This window comes from Kitasatospora sp. NPDC034023 (genome assembly GCF_055575795.1).
Genome location: NZ_JBVIRY010000005.1, coordinates 335,959 through 353,843, shown reverse-complemented (window position 1 = coordinate 353,843; position 17,885 = coordinate 335,959). Strand labels below are relative to the sequence as shown.

The 17,885-nt window shown below is 74.1% G+C and carries 20 protein-coding genes and 1 pseudogene; 11 read left to right on the top strand and 10 right to left on the bottom strand.

Features of this window, described 5'->3' with window-relative positions; all coding sequences use genetic code 11:
• Positions 1-42 precede the first annotated feature (42 nt).
• The 3 genes from ACZ52R_RS10815 to ACZ52R_RS10805 all read left to right on the top strand — a co-directional run bounded on the left by ACZ52R_RS10815 (position 43) and on the right by ACZ52R_RS10805 (position 1,695).
• Entirely contained in the window at positions 43-603 is a 561-nt protein-coding gene (locus ACZ52R_RS10815; RefSeq protein WP_465615174.1) for a carboxymuconolactone decarboxylase family protein, read from the top strand.
• A 191-nt stretch (positions 604-794) separates the two neighbouring features.
• Positions 795-1,088: a DUF1330 domain-containing protein gene (locus ACZ52R_RS10810; protein ID WP_465615172.1), complete on the top strand. Its 294-nt coding sequence runs from the start codon at positions 795-797 to the stop codon at positions 1,086-1,088.
• 394 nt (positions 1,089-1,482) lie between these two features.
• Positions 1,483-1,695, top strand: a complete 213-nt coding sequence (locus tag ACZ52R_RS10805; protein WP_360497374.1) for a cold-shock protein — start codon at positions 1,483-1,485, stop codon at positions 1,693-1,695.
• A gap of 34 nt (positions 1,696-1,729) precedes the next feature.
• On the opposite strand, the gene ACZ52R_RS10800 is transcribed toward ACZ52R_RS10805, so the two are convergent.
• Positions 1,730-1,978 (bottom strand): hypothetical protein, encoded by a 249-nt coding sequence (locus tag ACZ52R_RS10800; protein ID WP_465615170.1) that lies wholly within the window; start codon positions 1,976-1,978, stop codon positions 1,730-1,732.
• A gap of 440 nt (positions 1,979-2,418) precedes the next feature.
• Between ACZ52R_RS10800 and ACZ52R_RS10795 the strand changes: the two genes are divergently transcribed.
• Positions 2,419-2,688, top strand: coding sequence for a hypothetical protein (locus ACZ52R_RS10795; protein ID WP_465615168.1), 270 nt, complete (start codon positions 2,419-2,421; stop codon positions 2,686-2,688).
• A 180-nt stretch (positions 2,689-2,868) separates the two neighbouring features.
• Here the strand turns inward: ACZ52R_RS10795 and ACZ52R_RS10790 are convergent, their stop codons facing one another.
• From ACZ52R_RS10790 to ACZ52R_RS10780, 3 genes are all read right to left on the bottom strand, one after another.
• On the bottom strand, positions 2,869-3,609 hold the full coding sequence (locus tag ACZ52R_RS10790; RefSeq protein WP_465615166.1) for a VC0807 family protein: 741 nt from the start codon (positions 3,607-3,609) through the stop codon (positions 2,869-2,871).
• 101 nt (positions 3,610-3,710) lie between these two features.
• Positions 3,711-4,310 (bottom strand): TetR/AcrR family transcriptional regulator, encoded by a 600-nt coding sequence (locus tag ACZ52R_RS10785; RefSeq protein ID WP_360497380.1) that lies wholly within the window; start codon positions 4,308-4,310, stop codon positions 3,711-3,713.
• A 213-nt stretch (positions 4,311-4,523) separates the two neighbouring features.
• Positions 4,524-5,456, bottom strand: a complete 933-nt coding sequence (locus ACZ52R_RS10780) for an MBL fold metallo-hydrolase (protein ID WP_465615164.1) — start codon at positions 5,454-5,456, stop codon at positions 4,524-4,526.
• 153 nt (positions 5,457-5,609) lie between these two features.
• Between ACZ52R_RS10780 and ACZ52R_RS10775 the strand changes: the two genes are divergently transcribed.
• Positions 5,610-6,569, top strand: a complete 960-nt coding sequence (locus ACZ52R_RS10775) for an AraC family transcriptional regulator (protein WP_465615162.1) — start codon at positions 5,610-5,612, stop codon at positions 6,567-6,569.
• A 110-nt stretch (positions 6,570-6,679) separates the two neighbouring features.
• Here the strand turns inward: ACZ52R_RS10775 and ACZ52R_RS10770 are convergent, their stop codons facing one another.
• Complete coding sequence (locus ACZ52R_RS10770; protein WP_465615160.1) at positions 6,680-7,090, bottom strand: PPOX class F420-dependent oxidoreductase; 411 nt, start codon at positions 7,088-7,090, stop codon at positions 6,680-6,682.
• 129 nt (positions 7,091-7,219) lie between these two features.
• On the opposite strand from ACZ52R_RS10770, the pseudogene ACZ52R_RS10765 reads away from it, so the two are divergent.
• A pseudogene (locus tag ACZ52R_RS10765) lies at positions 7,220-7,615 on the top strand (pyridoxamine 5'-phosphate oxidase family protein); the annotation flags it as partial.
• Between the two features lie 81 nt (positions 7,616-7,696).
• Here ACZ52R_RS10765 and ACZ52R_RS10760 read toward each other — a convergent pair.
• Positions 7,697-9,889 carry an MMPL family transporter gene (locus tag ACZ52R_RS10760; RefSeq protein ID WP_465615158.1) on the bottom strand — a complete coding sequence of 731 codons (2,193 nt, stop codon included), beginning with the start codon at positions 9,887-9,889 and terminating at the stop codon, positions 7,697-7,699.
• A 351-nt stretch (positions 9,890-10,240) separates the two neighbouring features.
• Here ACZ52R_RS10760 and ACZ52R_RS10755 point away from each other — a divergent pair, with 351 nt between their 5' ends.
• Positions 10,241-11,515 carry a sensor histidine kinase gene (locus ACZ52R_RS10755; protein WP_465615156.1) on the top strand — a complete coding sequence of 425 codons (1,275 nt, stop codon included), beginning with the start codon at positions 10,241-10,243 and terminating at the stop codon, positions 11,513-11,515.
• Positions 11,512-12,210: a response regulator transcription factor gene (locus ACZ52R_RS10750; RefSeq protein ID WP_465615154.1), complete on the top strand. Its 699-nt coding sequence runs from the start codon at positions 11,512-11,514 to the stop codon at positions 12,208-12,210. Before ACZ52R_RS10755 ends, ACZ52R_RS10750 begins: the two co-directional genes overlap by 4 nt.
• A gap of 152 nt (positions 12,211-12,362) precedes the next feature.
• Here the strand turns inward: ACZ52R_RS10750 and ACZ52R_RS10745 are convergent, their stop codons facing one another.
• Entirely contained in the window at positions 12,363-13,085 is a 723-nt protein-coding gene (locus ACZ52R_RS10745) for a hypothetical protein (RefSeq protein ID WP_465753341.1), read from the bottom strand.
• 392 nt (positions 13,086-13,477) lie between these two features.
• On the opposite strand from ACZ52R_RS10745, the gene ACZ52R_RS10740 reads away from it, so the two are divergent.
• A complete protein-coding gene (locus tag ACZ52R_RS10740) occupies positions 13,478-13,861 on the top strand; it encodes a ribosomal protein L7/L12 (RefSeq protein ID WP_465753340.1) in 384 nt (127 codons plus the stop codon).
• Between the two features lie 112 nt (positions 13,862-13,973).
• Here ACZ52R_RS10740 and ACZ52R_RS10735 read toward each other — a convergent pair whose 3' ends face one another.
• Complete coding sequence (locus tag ACZ52R_RS10735) at positions 13,974-14,708, bottom strand: hypothetical protein (RefSeq protein WP_465615148.1); 735 nt, start codon at positions 14,706-14,708, stop codon at positions 13,974-13,976.
• A 102-nt stretch (positions 14,709-14,810) separates the two neighbouring features.
• Here ACZ52R_RS10735 and ACZ52R_RS10730 point away from each other — a divergent pair, with 102 nt between their 5' ends.
• Complete coding sequence (locus ACZ52R_RS10730; RefSeq protein ID WP_465615146.1) at positions 14,811-15,083, top strand: hypothetical protein; 273 nt, start codon at positions 14,811-14,813, stop codon at positions 15,081-15,083.
• Positions 15,084-15,174: 91 nt separating this feature from the next.
• Here ACZ52R_RS10730 and ACZ52R_RS10725 read toward each other — a convergent pair whose 3' ends face one another.
• Positions 15,175-16,104, bottom strand: coding sequence for an LLM class flavin-dependent oxidoreductase (locus ACZ52R_RS10725; protein WP_465753339.1), 930 nt, complete (start codon positions 16,102-16,104; stop codon positions 15,175-15,177).
• A gap of 89 nt (positions 16,105-16,193) precedes the next feature.
• Between ACZ52R_RS10725 and ACZ52R_RS10720 the strand changes: the two genes are divergently transcribed.
• The gene (locus tag ACZ52R_RS10720) at positions 16,194-16,664 is read left to right on the top strand and encodes a MarR family winged helix-turn-helix transcriptional regulator (protein ID WP_465753338.1); all 471 of its coding nucleotides are present in this window, start codon (positions 16,194-16,196) and stop codon (positions 16,662-16,664) included.
• A 56-nt stretch (positions 16,665-16,720) separates the two neighbouring features.
• On the opposite strand, the gene ACZ52R_RS10715 is transcribed toward ACZ52R_RS10720, so the two are convergent.
• Positions 16,721-17,752, bottom strand: a complete 1,032-nt coding sequence (locus ACZ52R_RS10715) for a glycosyltransferase family 2 protein (protein WP_360497411.1) — start codon at positions 17,750-17,752, stop codon at positions 16,721-16,723.
• Positions 17,753-17,885: the final 133 nt, after the last annotated feature.

Below are 17,885 nucleotides of genomic sequence, written 5' to 3'. Positions count from 1 at the left end.
CGAAGCACCATAGTGATTCGAAAACCGAAGCAGGAGGTGCTCGTGCCGCGCATCGAACCGCTCACCCCGCCCTATCCCGCGCCCGTCGACCAGGCACTGCGCCGATGGATGCCTCCCGGCGTGACACACGAGCCACTCACACTGTTCCGGGTACTGCACCGAAACCCGGAACTGGCCTCACGCATGTTCGCCCTGGGGTCCGGCCTGCTGGGCCACGGACTTCTTCCCGCCATCGACCGCGAGATCATCATCGCCCGAGTAACCGCACGCACCGGCTGCGCCTACGAATGGGGGGCACACGCCGCGACCCTCGCCCAGCAGGCCGGACTGAGCCAGGAACAGCTCCGGGCCACCACCGCCATCGACGTCGCAGCCAACACAGCGTGGCTGCCTCGTCATGCGGCACTGCTCAACGCCGTCGACGAACTGCACGACACCGCACAGCTCTCACAACCCGCCTGGGATTCCCTGGCCGTCCACTACGAAGACGCCCAACTCCTGGAGTTCCTCGTGCTGGCCGGCTGGTACCGAACCATCAGCTACCTGGCCAACGGGCTCCTCCTGGAGGAAGAGCCCTGGGGCGCCCCGTTCCCGGCGCAGTGAGCCCTTTCCAAACGAGGTTGCAGGCAGGGCTCCATCGCCAACCGATACATCGTCTTGTCTCAACGGCCCACCACAATCAGCCAGTCCCTTGCGAACCGCCCTCGGAAATGCCCGGTGATCCGTCGCCGGGGCCGATCAATCCGAGTGTCGACTCGAAGCCTGGCACGCTTGTCCGAACACAGGAGGTTTCCATGGCCAAGGGCTACTGGGTCAGCGTCTACCGCACCATTTCCGACCCCGAGAAGCTGGCCGCCTACAACAAGCTGGCCGGTCCGGCCGTCCAGGCCGGAGGCGGGCGGGTGCTCGCCCGTGGCGGCCGGGTCCTCGCCCACGACGCCGGAATCGCCGAGCGCACCATCCTGGTCGAGTTCGACACCTTTGAACAGGCGGTCGCGGCACGCGAGAGCGCGGCGTACCAGGAGGCGCTGGTCACTCTTTCCGACGCCGTCGAGCGCGACTTCCGCATCATCGAAGGCGTCGACTGACCGCCGCACTGACGTTCAGGCCGGCCTGGCGGCCCCGCCGGCCTCGTCGGCAGAACTCACGCTCACCCGAAGCGAACCGCGAACCGCGAACCGGTACTCGTACGACAGATCGGTCCAGCGAGCCAACGGATCTGATGCCCAGCGGCACGTCCGGCATCCGTCTGCCGTGTGACCCGTCGGGGCTACTTTCATGTTTTCCCGACGGGCGCACGACCGCGGGCCGATCGCCGTGGGCACCCGTGAGTCGGCGCCGCGCCGATGTGCCGCGCCGGTCCGCCCGCGGCCCCGGCGGCGCGTGATCGGCGCCAGGACGCGCATGACTTTTGGCACCCGTTCCCTCACCGAACGTGAAAGGATCGCGGTCGGCAATGGTTCGTATCGGCTAGGGGAAGACATGGCGGAGCGTCAGAACGGCACGGTCAAGTGGTTCAACGACGAGAAGGGGTACGGGTTCATCACCCCGGAGTCCGGGCCCGACCTGTTCGTTCACTTCCGTGCGATCGAGGGGGGCGGCTTCAAGTCCCTGGTGGAGGGTCAGAAGGTCACCTTCGAGGCCGTCCAGGGCCAGAAGGGGATGCAGGCCGACAAGGTCCAGGTCGTGCAGTAGGCGCCTGCTCCGAGCGGGCGGTCGCGGCCGTGTCCTATGCACGGGCGCCCGCGGCTTCGACCGCCCGCCGGCGGGTCACGCGCCCGGCCGCCGCCGCGGTGACCACGGTGACGAGGGCGCACAGCGCGGCGGTCCCGCCGATCCGCGCCCACGGGAGCACCGTCGACGCGCGGGCCGCGAGCCTGCCCGGCGAAGCGTGCTGGGTCACCGCGGCCAGGACGGTCGCCACGGCGGCGAGGACGGTGCCGACGACCACCGCGCCGGCTGCCTCGGCCGCGGCCACCCCTCACGATCCGGCCGCACCTCGCACCGGCCGGGCCGAGCAGGGCGAACTCCCGCCGCGTCGGCGCCGGCCGACGTTAGGGCCGCGGGCGACGTCGATGCCTCCGGGCCGGCCCCGATCTCGACTCCGAGGAACCCTGACCCGCCCGCGACCGCCGGTGCCGGCGCCGCAGTCCCGGCGCCGCGGTCCCGGCGTCCAGTCCCGTCGTTTTCCCGGGTACGTGGAAGGGCCCACGCGTCTGCTCCGCCCGACTGATCCGCGGGAGGCGCCCGTCGGATCCGCATTCCCGCAGGTCGGCTCGGTGTTTCTGACGAGCTGTAAGGTCCGGTCGGACGGCGGCAGCGCTTGCGGGGGGGGGGTCGCGCGCATGGCTGTCTGAAGTCGTGGCGGGCCGATCGGCGCCGCCCCTTTCAACGTGAACTCCGTGGAGGAGATTTCCCATGCGTGCTTTCAAGCGTGTTCTGGCCGTCGCCGCTCTCACCACACCGCTCGTCATCGGCTGCGCCGGTCTGGCCTCGGCCCATGAGGGCCTGAGCGCGGACTTCGGCAAGGGCGGGTTCATCGCGAACCAGAACGGCGCCGGCGTCGGCGCTGTCGAATCCGCCGTCTCCCCCGACGGGATCTCGCACGCCGCCTTCTGGATCTGGGCCGACGACAACGGCGTCTCCGGCTCGTTCACGGGTTCGGGCGCCAGCTGGAACAACGGCTGACGAAACCCGCGCCGCCGGCGGTCCGAGACCGTTCACCGCCCGGCCGGACAGGCTCGGGCGGACGGCGGACGGCGGGCGGACGGCGGACGGCGACGCGCGGACCCCGAAGGGATCGATCCGCGCGCCGCCCCGGCCCTCGCCCCAGCCCCCGCCGACGGCTTGCCGTCGGACCTCCTGCCGTCAGACCTTCAGGCCGTGGCGGTTGACGTACCAGAAGTGGAAGCCGAACAGCCCGCCCAGCACCGCCACCCACTGCAGCGAGTTCACCAGCGGCACCAGGTCCACCGGCAGGGTGCAGGCCAGCGTCACCCGGATCCCGGCGTCCACGGCGAACCCCAGGCCCCAGACCGCGGTGAGCGTGCGCAGATGACGGCGGAAGACCGCGTCGTGGTCCCAGTTCCCCGCCCACTCCTCGGCGCCCGCCTCACCGAGCTTGGCGGCGACGATCGAACGCGCCGCGGTCAGCATGAACGGCCGCCGCGTCGCCAGGGTGCCCAGCACCCAGAGCCCGAGCACCCCGAACACCCAGCTGTCGCGCACCAGCAGCACCCGGGGGCTGCCGCTGACCATCGACATCAGCGTGCCGACCACGATCATCAGCAGCGTGAAGACCGGCATCACCTCGACCCGGCGGCTGCGCACCATCCCGAGCACCAGCCACGGCACCAGCAGCAGGCCGCTGATCAGCAGCGCCGCCCACTGGCTGAACCCCACGCCGTGCAGCACGTAGAACCCGCCGAGCGGCAGCGCCAGTTCGAAGACCAGCGACTTGGCCAGCGCCCGCTTGGCGGCACGGCCCCGCCGGTCCGCGCCCGGCGCGGCGCCCTGCCCGTCGGTTCCCTGCTGGTCGGTTCCCTGCTGGTCGGTCCCCTGGTCGGCCTGCTTGTTCACGATCTCCCCCATCACACTCGACCTTCCCATGGCTGTCTCTCCCCTGTCCTGCTGCGACCTGTCGAGCCCGCTGTTCCCGCTGTTCCCGCTGTTCCGGCTTCTCCGGCTGTCCGGCCGTTCCGGCTGTTCCGCTACGGTTCGGCGCGGGTGGCCCGGTCGAAGATGTCCGCCAGCTCGCGGCCGGCCTCGGCGACGTCGAAGTCCGGATCCCCCACCCAGCGCAGCACCACGGCGTCGATCGACCCGCGCAGCGCGACGAGCATCAGCCGGGGGTCGAACTCCCGGAACTCGCCCGCCTCCTGGGCCGCGCGGATCACCTGCTCCTGGCCCTCCATCGTCAGCTGCTGGGAGGCCCGGTAGTCCGCCGCGGTGGGATCGTCCCCGCCGAGGTTGGGCAGCACCTCGATCAGCGCCTTCAGGTGCCGGGGCCAGAGCGCGAGCAGCTCGACGCTGGACTCGATGTACGCCCGCAGCCGGGCACGCGCCCCCTCGGCCGCGCCGATCCTGGGCGCCATGAACCCCGTGGACACCCGGGTCACCTCGGCGACGACCTCGTGCATCAGGTCGTCCTTACCCGCGAAGTGGTACGAGATCATCCCGGTGCTGCTCAGCCCGGCCTGCTTCGCGATCCGGCTGAACGACGCCTTCGCGTAGCCCAGTTCGGCGACCACGTCGATGGCGGCCTGCACGATCTGCGCCCGGCGCCCCGATTCGGTGAACGTCCGCCCCATCCCCACGCCTCCTTGCCCGTGCAAGCTGATTCTTGCTTGCCTGAGCAAGACTGTAGAGCAATTTGCTCGCCTGAGCAAGAACTTGCGCAGGCGAGCAAAGGGACGTGCGGATGAGCGGGAAGAGGTGCCGGGCGGAAGGTGCCGGGGGGCGCGCGCGGGGCGCCGCAGCCGGGGTCGGGGCGGGCGCGCGGGGGCCCGCGGCCGCCCGGCCCGTCAGCGCACCCAGTCGGCCGCGAAACCCGCGCCCGCCCGGCTGACCCTCACCGCTCCCGCCCCCGCGAAGTGCGCCGGGATGACCAACTCCCGCTCCGCTGCGGCCCGCTCCAGGATCCGCAGCCGGCTGGCCGCCGCCTGCGCCGGGTCGAGGCAGAAGCAGCTGCTGCACGAGGGGTGTGCCAGCTGGACCGGTGAGTGCATCAAGTCCCCCACGAACACCGCCCGTTCGCCGCCGGACTCGACGCGCAGCACGGACGAGCCGGGCGTGTGCCCCGGCGCCTCCTCCAGCACCAGCGCCGAGTCGATGCGCAGCGACCCCGACCACTCCACGGCCTGCCCGGCCGCCAGCACCGGCGCCACGCTGTCCTCGAACACCAGGTCCCACTCCGCCCACCGCGCCGGGTCCGCCGCGCCGCCGCTGCGGGCCGGGTGCCCGGCGGCCGGGTCGAAGAATTCCCGGTCGGCCGCCGGCAGAAAGTACTGCGCGTTCGGGAACGTCGGGGCCCAACTTCCGTCCTGCTCGGTCGTGTTCCACCCCACGTGGTCGGCGTGCAGGTGGGTGTTCACCACCACGTCCACCTCCTCCGGCCGCACCCCCGCCGCCGCCAGCAGCTCCGGGAAGCGCCCCTCGCGCCGGTGGAACATCGGCGTCGCCGGGCGCTCGCGCCCGTTGCCCACCCCCGTGTCCACCAGCACCGTCCGGCCGCCGCTGCGCACCACCCAGGTCTGCAGCGCGCCAAGGTAGGCGCCGGAGGCCGGGTCGTAGTGCTCGGGTGCCAGGGCGGCGTCGCTGTCTGCGGCGGCGACCCAGGCCGGCTCGCCGAGGTCGGGCACGATCGCCGCCGCCGGCGCGAACGGCCCCTGGAACTCCAGCACCCGGATGATCTCCACGTCCCCCAGTACGATCCGCTCCACGGTTCGGCCCTCCATCTGTTGATCCGTCGGTTCGCTGTCTGCTCGTCGAGCCTAGGAAGCCCGGGTGAGCCGCTCAATGCGCTGATGGCTCGCTCCGATACGCGAACGGCTCATCCTCGGTGCCCGGCGGTCGCGTTCCGGGGACGGCGCCACGGCTACGATGGCCGGGTGGACGTGGTCAGTGACGCGATCGCCGCCGTACGGGCGGGCCGGCCCGCCTCCAACCGGCTGCGGGTGGCGGGGCGTTGGGGTGTCCGGGTCCCCTCCTACGCGGGCGCGGGCTTCCACGTGGTGCTGGCCGGCGACTGCTGGCTGCTCGCCGACGGCGGCGAGCCGCTGCGGCTGGGGCCCGGCGACGCGGTGCTGCTGCCGCACGGCAGCGGACACGCCCTGTCCGACGAGGAGTTGACGGCCGCCGGGGCGGCGCGCCTGCCGGAGCTGGACTCCCTGCTTGGCCCGCACCGGCGCCCGGGCGGCGCGCCCGCGCCGGAGGCCGCACCCGCCGCGAACGTCCCGGACGTCCCCGGTGCGGCCGACCTGCTGTGCGGCAAGTACCGCCTCGACCACGGGCTCGGGCACCCCCTGATGCGCGAGCTGCCCGAGGTCGTCCACCTGCCCACCCGCACCGGCGAACACCCCGAACTACGGTCCGCCGTCGAGCTGTTGAGCACCGAGCTGACCACCGCCCGGCCCGGCGGCGAGCTCGCCGTACCCGGCCTGATCGACCTGCTGCTGGTCTACCTGGTGCGGGCCTGGACCACCCGGCGCGGCGCCGACGGCTGGGGCGCGGCACTGACGGACCCGGTGGTGGCGGCCGCGCTCGCCGCCGTCCACGAGGACCCGGCCCACCCGTGGACGGCCCAAGCCCTGGCCGCCCGCGCCGGCGTCTCGCGCGCCACCCTCACCCGCCGCTTCACCACGCTCACCGGCCGCCCGCCGATGGCCTACCTCACCTGGTGGCGGATGACCCGGGCCGCAGGCCTGCTGCGCGACACCGCCGACCCGCTGGAGGCCGTCGCCCGCAAGGTCGGCTACGCCAGCCCCTACGCGCTCTCGCACGCCTTCACCCGCCAGTTCGGCACCACCCCCGGCCGCTACCGCACCACCCGCACCGCCCTCGTCGCCTGATCCCGCGCCGCCCCCGCGAACGGCGGGAGCCCGGTGCCCGCGCGGCGGGGGTGGACGGGGCGCGGCGCGCGGCGCGCGGGCGGCCCGGTGACGGCCGGTCAGGCGGCCGGTCAGGCCGCTGCGGTGCCGACCGCCTTCGTGGGGGTGATCCGGACGACGACGCGGAGGACCTCCTCCGGCAGGTCGAGGTACTCCTGGCCGGCGCCCGGGCCCTCGTACTGTTCGGCGAGGGCGACCGCGACGGCGCGGCCGGTGTCCTCGGCGACGGTGGCGAGGCCGCGTATCTCGACGTAGCGCAGCGGGTTGGCGGGGTCGTAGACGGTGAGGCTGGCGCGGGGGTCGCGGCGCAGGTTGCGTTCCTTGCGGCGCCCGGCGGCGGTCGAGACGAGCACGTCGTCCCCGTCGCGGCCGACCCAGACCACCGAGGTCTGCGGGCTTCCGTCCGGGTTGAGGGTCGCGAGGACGGCGGGAATCGGCGCGTCGAGCAGTGCGCGGACGGCATCGTTCAGTGTGGTGGTCATCCGGGCGAGGCTAGCGTCGTCCGGCCTTGCGCGCAGCCGGGTTCGGCCGCCTCGGGTTCGCCGTCCGGGTTCGCCGTCCGTGGTGCTTTCCGCGGTGAGCACGGAGGCGGGCAGGAGAGAGTGTGAGGCCGGCTCGCCGGGGACGTGGACCTGTGGCTCGCCAGCGCCTCGCCGGACGGCGTCCCGTACCTGGTGCCGCTGTCTTTCGACTGGGACGGCGAGGCCCTGCTGGTGGCCACCCCCGCGAACAGTCCGACCGGCCGCAACCTGGCCGCGGGCCGTACCGCCCGGCTGACCCTGGGCCACACCCGCGACGTCACCGTGGTCGACGGCGAGGTGGAGGTCCTCGCGATCGACGCGCTGCCCGGCCCGGGGGGCGACCGGTTCGCCGCGCGCACCGGCTTCGACCCGCGCGAACTCGCCACCCCCTACCGCTGGTTCCGCATCACCCCGCGCCGCGTCCAGGCGTGGCGCGAGGCGGACGAGCTGGCCGGTCGGGAGCTGATGCGCGGCGGCCGCTGGCTGGTGTGGCGGGCGGTCGGTCGAGCGGGCGCGAGCCGGGGGCGGTCCCGCCCCCGGCTCATCGGTCAGCGCCCCACTCGCCGGTCAGGGCACCGGGACGCGGTCCGGCTCCGGGGCCGGCTCGGCCCGGTGGTGGTGGCGGGCCGGGCGGACGGGCCACCAGAGGGCGCGGCCGAGCAGAGCGGCGAGGGCCGGCACCAGGACCAGGGACAGGACGGCGGCGGAGAGCAGGATGCCGAGCGTCAACGCGAAGGCGACCTGCTCGCTGCCCGGGGTCGCGGCGAGGGTGGCGAAGGAGCCGGCCAGGACCAGGCCGGCCGTGGCGATGGTGGGCGTGGTGTGCCGCACGGCGCGGGCGACGGCGGTGCGGGGCGGGCCGGGGCGGTGCATCTCCTCGCGGATCCGGTCGGTGATGAGGATGTTGTAGTCGGTGCCCAGCGCCACGACGAACAGGAACAGCACCAGCGGGAGGGTGAAGCTGACGCCCGGTTCGCCCAGCCCGTGCTGGAACAGCAGGGTCGCGGCGCCGAGGGTGGCGGCGAAGCCGAGCCCGACGGAGAGCATCAGGACCACCGGGGCGAGCAGGCTGCGCAGGAGCAGCAGCAGGATCAGGGCGATCAGGGCGGCCGCGACCGGGAAGACGACCGCCAGGTCGTGGTCGACGGCGGTGGAGATGTCGGCGAAGATCGCCGCCGTGCCGCCCACGTGGGCGCTGGTCCCGGGGGGTGTGTGGGCGGCGACCGTGGCGCGGACCGGGCCGGCGGCCAGGTCGCGGGCGCGCCCGCTCCGCGGGTCGGCGGTCAGGTAGAGGTCGATCCGGGCGGCGCGCCGGTCCCCGTTGAGGACGGTCCCGCCCACCTTGCCGACGCCGTCGACCTGGGTGAGGGCGCGGGAGAGGCCGTCGAGCCGGCCGGGGTCGAGGGTGGTGCCGTCCGTGGTGACGACGTAGACGCTCGTCGGGTCGGAGACGCCGGCCGGCAGGGTGCGGGAGATCTCGGCGGCGGTGGCGGCGGCCGGGGTCTCCTCGCCGGCGCCGCCCAGGCCGTAGTCCATCCGGATCCCGGTCATCCCGGCGGCCAGCGCGCCGAGCAGGGCGACGGCGGCGAGCAGCATCGGCAGCGGCCGCCGGGCGACGAGCGCGCCGAAGCGGGCGGCGAAGCCCTCGCCCGGCTGCCGGCGCAGGCTGCGCGAGGGCCAGAACATGCCGCGTCCGCAGGCGGCGAGCAGGGCGGGCATCAGGGTGAGGCTGCCCAGCAGCATGACCAGGACGGCGACGGCGATGGCCGGGCCGAGCGAGCGGAACTGGCCGAAGCTGGCCACGCCGAGGGTGGCGAAGGCGGCCACGATGGTCAGCGCGGCCGAGGTGATCGCGGTGCCCACCCGGGCGGTCACCTGGGCGGCGGCCTCGCGGGCGGGCTGCTCGGGCCGGGCCCGCAGGTGCTCGCGGAAGCGGAAGAGCAGGAACAGCAGGTAGTCGATGCCGATGCCGAGCAGGACCACGGAGACCAGCCCCGGGGTGGAGGCGTCGAGCTTGAGGCCGGTCAGCGTCGCGACGCCGGCCACGGCTCCGCCGGCCACGCCGCCGATCATGGCGACGGCGAGCAGCGGCAGCAGGGCCGCCGCCACGCTGCGGAACACCAGCACGTTGAGCAGGACGATCAGCCCCATGAGGAGCGCGCTGCCGATCGTCGCGGCGGTGCGGTGGGAGTCGGCGGTGTCCGCGGCGTCGGCCAGTCCCCCGGTGAACCCGGTGCGCATCCCGGCCTCGGCGAGCTGGGCCCGGGTGGCGTCCCGGAAGGTCCGGTAGACGCCCTGGACGCCCTCGTCTGCGGCGTTGCCGGTCAGTTCGACGGCGAGCAGTTCGAAGCTCCGGTCGGGTGCCACCATGGCCGGGGCGACCCGGGGGGTCTGGGAGTGGTCGGGGACGAGGAAGGCCGGCTGGTCGTCCTTCCTGGGCATGACGACCCGGCGCTGGGCGAGCTTCGCCGCCTCGGCCTCGATCCGCTGCTGGTCGGCGGCGCCGAGCGCCTTGCCGTCGGTCCTGGCGACCAGCACGGTGACCGTGGTGGCGTCGGGCCTCATCCCGAAGTTCTCCTCGGCGATCCGCAGCGCGGCGGCCGAGTCGTAGCTCTTGGGCAGGAAGTCCCCGGTCTGGGACTGGGTGACGCGGGCGAGCAGCATCGGGCTCAGCCCGGCCAGGGCGATTCCCAGCACCACCCAGAGGGTGATCACCCTCCACGGGTTCCTGGTGGAGTATCCGGTCAGTGCGCGGATCACGATTTCCTCCGGCGGTGGACGCGAGCGTCCGCAAGGTCAGTCTCGGCTCCGGGGGTTCCCGGCCGGGTTCCAGACCATCACCCGGGGTGGGGTGCGGACGTCCTTGCGACGGACGATCCGCACCGGGGCCCCAGCTCCTCGGCCGGGCCAGGACCCGGGACCGTGGTCCTGGTCCGCGCTGTCGTGATCGGCCGTGGGGACCATGCCGGGGCGGGGTGGGCCGATGCCACAATGGCGGTCATCGGCCCTGATCAGGGCTGATGAGGGACCGGCCTCGGCGTCGGGACCGGTGGCGGTATCGGGTATCGGGTGTCGGAGGCGCGGCGGAGGCCGGGCACGGAGGGGGAACGGATGGGCGGGCGTCAGCGCCCCGCCGCGGATGCGGCACACGGGGCGGGCCGGAGCCCGGGGCCCGGCGGCGTGGTGGACCCGCCACCGGACGCCGACAGCGCGCCGTGGACCCACACCGATGCGCTGGTGGCCGTCGGCGCCTGCACGCTCGACCTGCTCAACTACCTGCTCTTCAGCGAGTTGGACGGGGTGCGCAGGGTGAGCGCCCCGGGCCTGCTCCTCATCGCGCTGTCGGCCCTGCCGCTGCTCGTCCGGCGCCGCCACCCGGTGCCGGCGCTCGCCGCGGTCCTGGCCATCGAGGCCGCGCTCGACCTGTCCGCACCGGCGAGCACCCACTTCGGCGCCGTCCTGATCGTCGGCCTGTACTCGGTCGCCCGGGCCCGCACGGGCCCGGCGACGGCCGCCGCCGCGGCGGCGACGACGGTGCTGACCGTTCTGAGCCAGAGCCACCTGCGCGTCCCGTCCTGGCAGGCGCTCGCCGCCACCCCATGCTCCTGCCTGCTCGTGGCCGGCGCCGGCCTCGCCGTGTCGCGCTGGCAGCGGGAGGTGACGGCCAACCGCAAGCTGCTGGCCGACCAAGCGGTGGCCGACGAACGCCGCCGCATCGCCAGGGAGTTGCACGACATCGTGGCGCACCACATCACCACCATGCAGCTGATGGCCGGCGGCGCCCGGGCCAACCTCGCCCACCCGGAGGTGGTCCGGGACGCCCTGGTCACCCTGGAGTCCTCCGGGCGGCTGGCCCTGCGGGAGATGCGCCAGCTTCTGGACGTCCTGCGGGCCGGCGACGAGCCGGACACCGCCCCGCCGTCGCCCCAGCCCGGGGCGGAGGACCTCGGCCGGCTGGTGGACGAGTCCCGCGTGGCCGGCCTGCCGACCGACTTCAGCGTCCACGGGCCCCCGCGCCCGCTGCCGCCCACCGTCGGCCTGACGGTGTTCCGGATCGTCCAGGAGAGCCTCACCAACGCCCGCAAGTACGCCGGGCCCGCCCGCGCGACCGTACGCCTGACCTACGGTCCGGACCGGGTCACCGTCGAGGTGCGCGACGACGGGGGAACGGGCGACGGCGACACCACGCCCCGGGCAGTGGCGCCGACCGGCGGCCGGAGCGGGTACGGCCTGATCGGCATGCGCGAGCGCGTCGCCCTGCACGGCGGCACCCTGCGGACCGGCCCGCAGCCCGAGGGCGGCTTCGCCGTACTGGCCGACCTGCCACTGGCCCCGGACGAGACGGCCGACGCGGCCGTCCAGCACGGAACGGCGGCGGCCCGGTGAGCGCGGCGGCACCGGGCATCCGGGTCCTCATCGCCGACGACCAGCCGCTGGTGCGGCGCGGCCTGTCACTGATCCTCTCCCCCGACCCGTCCTTCGAGGTGGTGGGCGAGGCCGAGGACGGGGAGCAGGCCGTCGCCGCCGCCCGCCTGCTGCGCCCCGACGTCGTGGTGATGGACATCCGGATGCCCGTGCTGGACGGGGTCGGCGCGACCCGGGAGCTGGCCCGCACGCTGCCCTCCTGCCGGGTCCTCGCCCTCAGCACCTTCGACATGGACGAGTACGTGGTGGCCGCGCTGCGCGCCGGCGCCCACGGGTTCCTGCCCAAGGACGTCTCGCCGGAGGAGCTGGGCGCGGCGATCCGCACCGTCCACACCGGCGAGGCGGTGGTCGCCCCGCGCCTGCTCACCCGGCTGATCTCCACCTACGTCCGGGCCCCGCTCGGCTCCCCGCCGCCGGTCACCGACACGGGCGCGCTGACACCCCGGGAGGTCGAGGTGTGGCGGCTGATGGCCACCGGCCTCGACAACACCGAGATCGCCCGGGCCCTGGACATCAGCCTGTCGACGGTGAAGAACTACATCACCAGCATCTTCGGCAAGCTCGACGTCCGGGACCGCGCCCAGGCGGTCATCGCGGCCTACGAGTCCGGCCTGGTCACCGCCCATACGGGAGGCGGTGCGGGGGGCCGCGGGTAGCGGGGAACGCAGCATGGCCTGGCTGAGGAAGTCCACCGCGCGGTCCGCCGGCGACCACGCGGATCTCACCTCCTTCGCCTGCACCGCCGCGCGCTGCCGGCACGGGCTCCTCGTCTGGTCCGCCTGAGCACCTCGCCGCCGGGCGGCCCCGGCTACCGGCCGGCCGTCTTCGGGGCCTCCAGTTCGGTGTGGTGGACGGTGAAGCCGCCCCGCAGGACGGGGGCGAACGGGGCCGGGGCCATGCAGGTGCCCACCACCGGCTGGTAGGGCTTCCCGTCGGCGTCCACGTCCATGTTGGCTATGCCCCAGGAGAACCCGAGTCGGCCGTCGTCGTGGCCGCTGCCCTGGTAGATGCTCAGGCCGATCCGCTGGCCGACGTTGCCGACGTCCGACGTGGTGACGACGGCGGTCAGCGTGGCGACCGGGCCGCCGGTGGTCAGGCAGTCCACCTCGGCCTCGGCGCTGTAGACCTTCCCGGTGTCGGCCGTGCGGTGGGAGAAGCGGACGGTGCCCCGGGCGTCGGTGGGCAGGCCGTCGGCCACCTGGGTGCCCGGGAAGCGGTGGGTGTACGGGGCCGCCTGGGCGTTGACGGTGAACCAGATCTCGTCGGCCGGGGCGAAGGCGTACGAGATCCGGGCCGTGCCACTGACGCTCGCCGGGCGCGCGGCCCGTCCGTCCTGGTGAGCGGGCGGGTTGGTGGCGGTGGCGGAGGCCGGGGCGACGCCCGTGAGCGCCGCCAGGGCCAGCCCGGCAGCGGCGGCGCCCCGGGCGGCACGGGTGACGCGGGTGACGCGGGTGACGCGGGTGACGCGGGTGACGCGGGTGATGCGGGTGATGCGGGTGCCGACGCGGGCGCGGGTACGAATGCGGAACATGGTGGACTTCCCTCCCCCTGGCAGCCCGGTGGCCGCCGTCTCGATGCCCCCAAGCCTGGCCGCCGCACCCCCTCGCGGACATGTGCCGATCGGCATAAAAGTCCCGCTCTTCCCGCCCTTCTGCCCTGCCGATCGGCAGGGCAGAACACCCGGGGCGGACGCTCGTACGACCGGTGCGGCCCGTCCGCCTTCCGGCGGGAGGTGCGCAGGAAGTCGGACGGGCCGACTTCCTGCGCGGGTTCGGCGGGCCCTACGCGCGGGAGCCGGCGCCGGCGGCGCGGCGGTAGGTGGTCACGTGGACGCCCGTCTTGCCGCGAAAACCCGTGGCCGACGGTCCGCCAGGAAGCTTGACTGGCGGCGGGCACCGGCGCCGACCCGACGAGGAGGGATCCATGGAGGACCCGGACTTCACCGTCCTGCTGACCGGTCCCTCCCCCGGCGGCGCGGAAGCACTCAAGGCGGTCCACGCGGTCACCGGGCCGGGCCTGTGGCGCAGTCAGCAGCTGCTGGACGGCGCGCCCACCACCGTCGCGTCGGGCGTCCCGTACGACCTCGCGGCCCCCGCGGCGCAACGGCTGCGCGAGGCCGGGGTACCGGCCGTCATCCGGTGCGGCTGGTGCCGGCGCACCCTGCCCGACGACGACTCCCCCGTCGAGCCCGGCCCGTGCGCGTCTCCGTACTGGCCCGCCGCCCATTGCCAGGCCAACTCCCTGACCAGCTGCGACTGCGGCTTCTGCGTCGAATACGGCCCTCTGCCCGGCCACGCCGGCCGCTGAAGCCGCTGAAGCCTGAAGCAGAGGCAGCCTGCGGCCACAGGGCCCCGGCCCGACGGCCGGGTTCGCGGCCCGCGACGCAACCGGCTGCCATCCACCTCACGTACGGCGCCGGTCAGCGGCCTCGCCACCACCGTCGGCGTGGGGCCTCCGCCGGCGGCGCGCTGTCGGGGGTCGGACCGGCAGGGGTCGGGCCGGAGGGGGGCGGGCCATCGAGAGCCGGGCCGGCGGGGGTCGGGCCGGGGAATGGGGGCAGGGTCCGGAAGCTGTCGTCGAGGACGGTGCTCGCGCCGACCCGGGTGAGCGTTTCCCGGACGAGGGTCAGCGGGTGTGTCGGGAAGTGGGCGTCCCATTCCTGGAGGTCGGCGACGTGGTACGGCAGCGGGCCGCGCAGGTCGGGGTCGTAGGGGTGGGGGCGGACGAAGGCGTCGAAGCCGACCCGGTCGGCCACCACCGCTTCGCGCATGCCGCTGACCGGGCCTTCGGCGGCCTGCACCTTCAGCACCACGCTGCACCGGTCGCGCGGCACCGTCCACGCCCCGACGAACACCTGCCCGCGGCCGGCCGCCTTGGGGATCTTGACGAGCTGCCACAGGCCGGGCACCCCGCCCAGCTCGCGCACCTGCGCCTCGATCAGCGCGGCCCCGCTCTGCGCGGTGTTGCGGGCCAGTTCGCGCAGCAGTCGCTCGCCCGCGTCGAGCGGGGCCACCAGGTCCGGCACGAGCGCGAAGTCGTGGACGGACAGGACCACCCCTCGCGCGTCGTCCCACACCCGGTTCGTGCCCCCGGCGCCGCCCTCGTCCGCGCGTGGGACGAAACCGGCCAAGTCCAAGCTGATGATCGCACTCATGGCGGTCATCATCCCGCCCCGGGCCACCCGGGGCACCTCCCTTGCCCCGCCGGGCGACGGCCGTGGTGATCGTCACCGGTCCGCACCCGCGAGAATGGACGGGTGACCGACAGTCAGCTCCCCCGAGGCATCACCGCCCTGATCCCCAGTGCCCCCGCCCCGGCCACGCCCGGTGAACGGGCGGCCTCGCAGCTCCTCCACCTGCGGACCGCGGAGGTACCCCTCCCGCTCCTGGCCGCGGCCGCGGAGCTGATCGCCCCGCAGCTGGAGAGCGCGGACCCGGTCACCCGCGAGGCCGCCGCCGACGTCCGCGCCCGCCTGCTCGCCACGCTCGACGGCGCCGGACCGCGCGCCGTCCGGCCGGGCACCGGCTGAGGCGGGCACCGGCTGAGGCGGGAGGCCGTGCGGGCCGGGGCGGGGTCGGTCACGCCCCCGCGCTGCGCGGCCGACGCCCCGCTCCCCCGGGTCAGCCGTTGCGCAGCGGCCGGATGATCTCGTCGACCAGCCACCGGGCCGCGCCCGGCGGGTAGGGGCTGCGCAGGCTGAGCACGAGGTGGGTGAAGCCGGCGGCGGTCAACTCGGCGAGGGCGGCCCGGTCCTGGGCCGGGTCGTCGTAGGAGACGATGTACTGGACGGAGCGCGTGATCGTGCGCGGGTCGCGGCCGATCGCGGCGCAGTGGGCGTCGAGGACGCGGCTGCGTTCGCGCAGGTGGTCGACGGTGTTGTGGGGCGGGCCGGGGATGTTCCAGATGTCGGCCTGTTCGGCCGCCAGGCGCAGCAGGCGCGTTCCCCAGCCGCCGATGAGGATCGGTGGGCCCGGGCGCTGGACGGGCTTGGGGTGGTTGCGGTTCCCGTGGAGGGAGGTGTAGCGCCCGTCGAAGTCGAAGACGTCCTGGGTCCACATGCCGCGCAGCACGGTGAGGGTTTCGGCGAGCCGGTCGATGCCTTCGCGGGGCGGGACGAGGTTCAGGCCGTATCCGGCGTACTCCGCGGCGGCGGGGTTCTCCCCCGCGATGCCGCCGGCTCCGGGCGGTTGGTGGGTGCCGCCGACGCCGAGGCCCATGACGAGGCGTCCGTGCGAGATGACGTCCACGGTGGTGGCCATCTTGCCGAGGAGGGCGGGGTGGCGCAGGCGGTTGCTGGTCACCAGGAGGCCGAGGCGCAGTCGGCGGGTCGAGGCGGCGAGGGCGCTGAGGAGGGTCCAGCCTTCCAGGACGTCACTGTCCTTGGGGCCGGCGATGGGCAAGAGGTGGTCCCATAACCAGGCGTCGGCGATGTCGTTGAGGTCGTCGGCTTCCTGCCAGACGCGGAGGATGTCGGTGTAGGGGACGCGCATGGGGGTGGTCTTGAGGCCGAAGGTGATCGGCTGCGCGGGTGGTGCGGTCGACGGCGTCATAATCGTCAGCCTAATTGATCGTCAGCCATGCTGACCATCAATGGGGCTGAGATACTCTCGCGGATATGTCAACGGATATGTCAAGCGATGTGGACTCCGGGCCCCTGTCGGCCCGCCTCGGCTACCTGCTCAAGCACACCCACCTGCGGTACGCCGAGGCGTCGGCCCGGGCGCTGGCGCCGCTCGGCCTCGACGGCCGTGAACTGGCGGTCCTCGCCGTCCTGGGGGCGGAGGTGCCGCTCTCCCAGCAGGACGCGGCCGGCCTCCTCGGCGTCGACCGCACGACGATGGTCGCCCTCGTCGACGCCCTGGAGGCCAAGCGCCTCGCCGAGCGCACCCGCAGCCCCGAGGACCGCCGCAAGAATGTCGTGCGGCTCACCCCGCAGGGACGGGAGCTGCTGGTACGGGCCGAGCGCGTCCGCGTCGAGGCCGAGGCGCGCTTCCTCGCGCCGCTGGCCCCGGCCGAGGCGGACCTGTTCCTGCGCACCCTGCGCACCCTCGGCGCCGGGCCGGAGGCGGACGGCGGCGAGGCGGACGGCGGCGGAGCGGACGGCCGGTAGCACCGCGCGGCACGGCGGCCATAGCCGTCGCCGTCGCCGTGGCCGCGCCCCCGGCCTCAGGTGCGGGCGGCGGCCTGGCGGGTGCGGCGGGCGAGGCGGTGCAGGCGCTGGACGGCGACGAAGCGGTGCATCCGGTCGGCCAGCGTCAGGCGGTACTTGAGCCGCAGCTGGCTGTTGAGCCCGGCCAGCCGCTCGGGGCCGATGGCCCGCAGCAGCCGGCTGACGTGCTGCTGGTAGGCCTCGCGGTAGGCGCGGTCGCCGTCCGGGACGGACCAGAAGAACATCGGGATCTCTTCGACCAGGCAGTTGTGGTCGTAGGCGCGCAGGTGCTCGGTGAAGGCCGGTTCGGGGCGGGCGAGCAGCCATTCCCGGACCAGTTCCATCGAGCGGACCCGGTCGACGAGGCCGCGCGGGTCGGTCTTCTTCTGGGTGATGGACAGGTCGCCGTCCTCGCGCACCCGCCAGTGGTAGATCGGTTCGGCGAGCACGTCGACCCGCTTGGCGAGGAAGTGGTGGGGCACGCTGACCGGGGCGTCCTCGTACAGGATGCCCTCGGGGTACAGGATGCCCGCGGCGTCGAAGAAGGAACGCCGGTAGACCTTGTTCCATGCGGTGCGGTCGGTGACCAGGGCGGGCAGTTCGCTGACGTGGGTGCCCAGCCGGCTCTCGCGGAAGGCGCGGCGGTGGCCGTGCGAGGGGGTGAGGCCGGTGGTGCGCAGGCGCAGCGCGTTGCCGGTGACGAAGTCGGATCCGCTCTCGTCCAGCGTGCGGATCATCAGCTGGTACGCGTGCGGGGGCAGGGTGTCGTCACTGTCGACGAAGGTCAGGTACTCGGTGCCGGGGGTGAGGTGGCGCCAGCCGGTGTTGCGGGCGGCGCCGAGGCCCTTGTTCTCCTGCCGGACCAGCCGGAAGCGCGGGTCCCGGTCGGCGTAGGCCTTGGCGATGGCGGGGCCGTCGTCGGTCGAGCCGTCGTCGACCAGGACGCATTCGAAGTCCTCGAAGGTCTGGGCCGCGATCGAGTCGAGGCACTCCTGGAGGTAGCGCTCGACGTTGTAGATCGGGACGACGACGGACAGGCGGGGGGCCATCACGCGGCCTTTCGCTCAGAAGCGGACGGGGCCGGACGGCCCGGGCGGGTACGCACCGCCGACGGCCGATCACCGGCAGTGGCCCGAATGTAGGGATTGTACAAGGCCGCTGGTCGAACGATGAGTGGAGTCC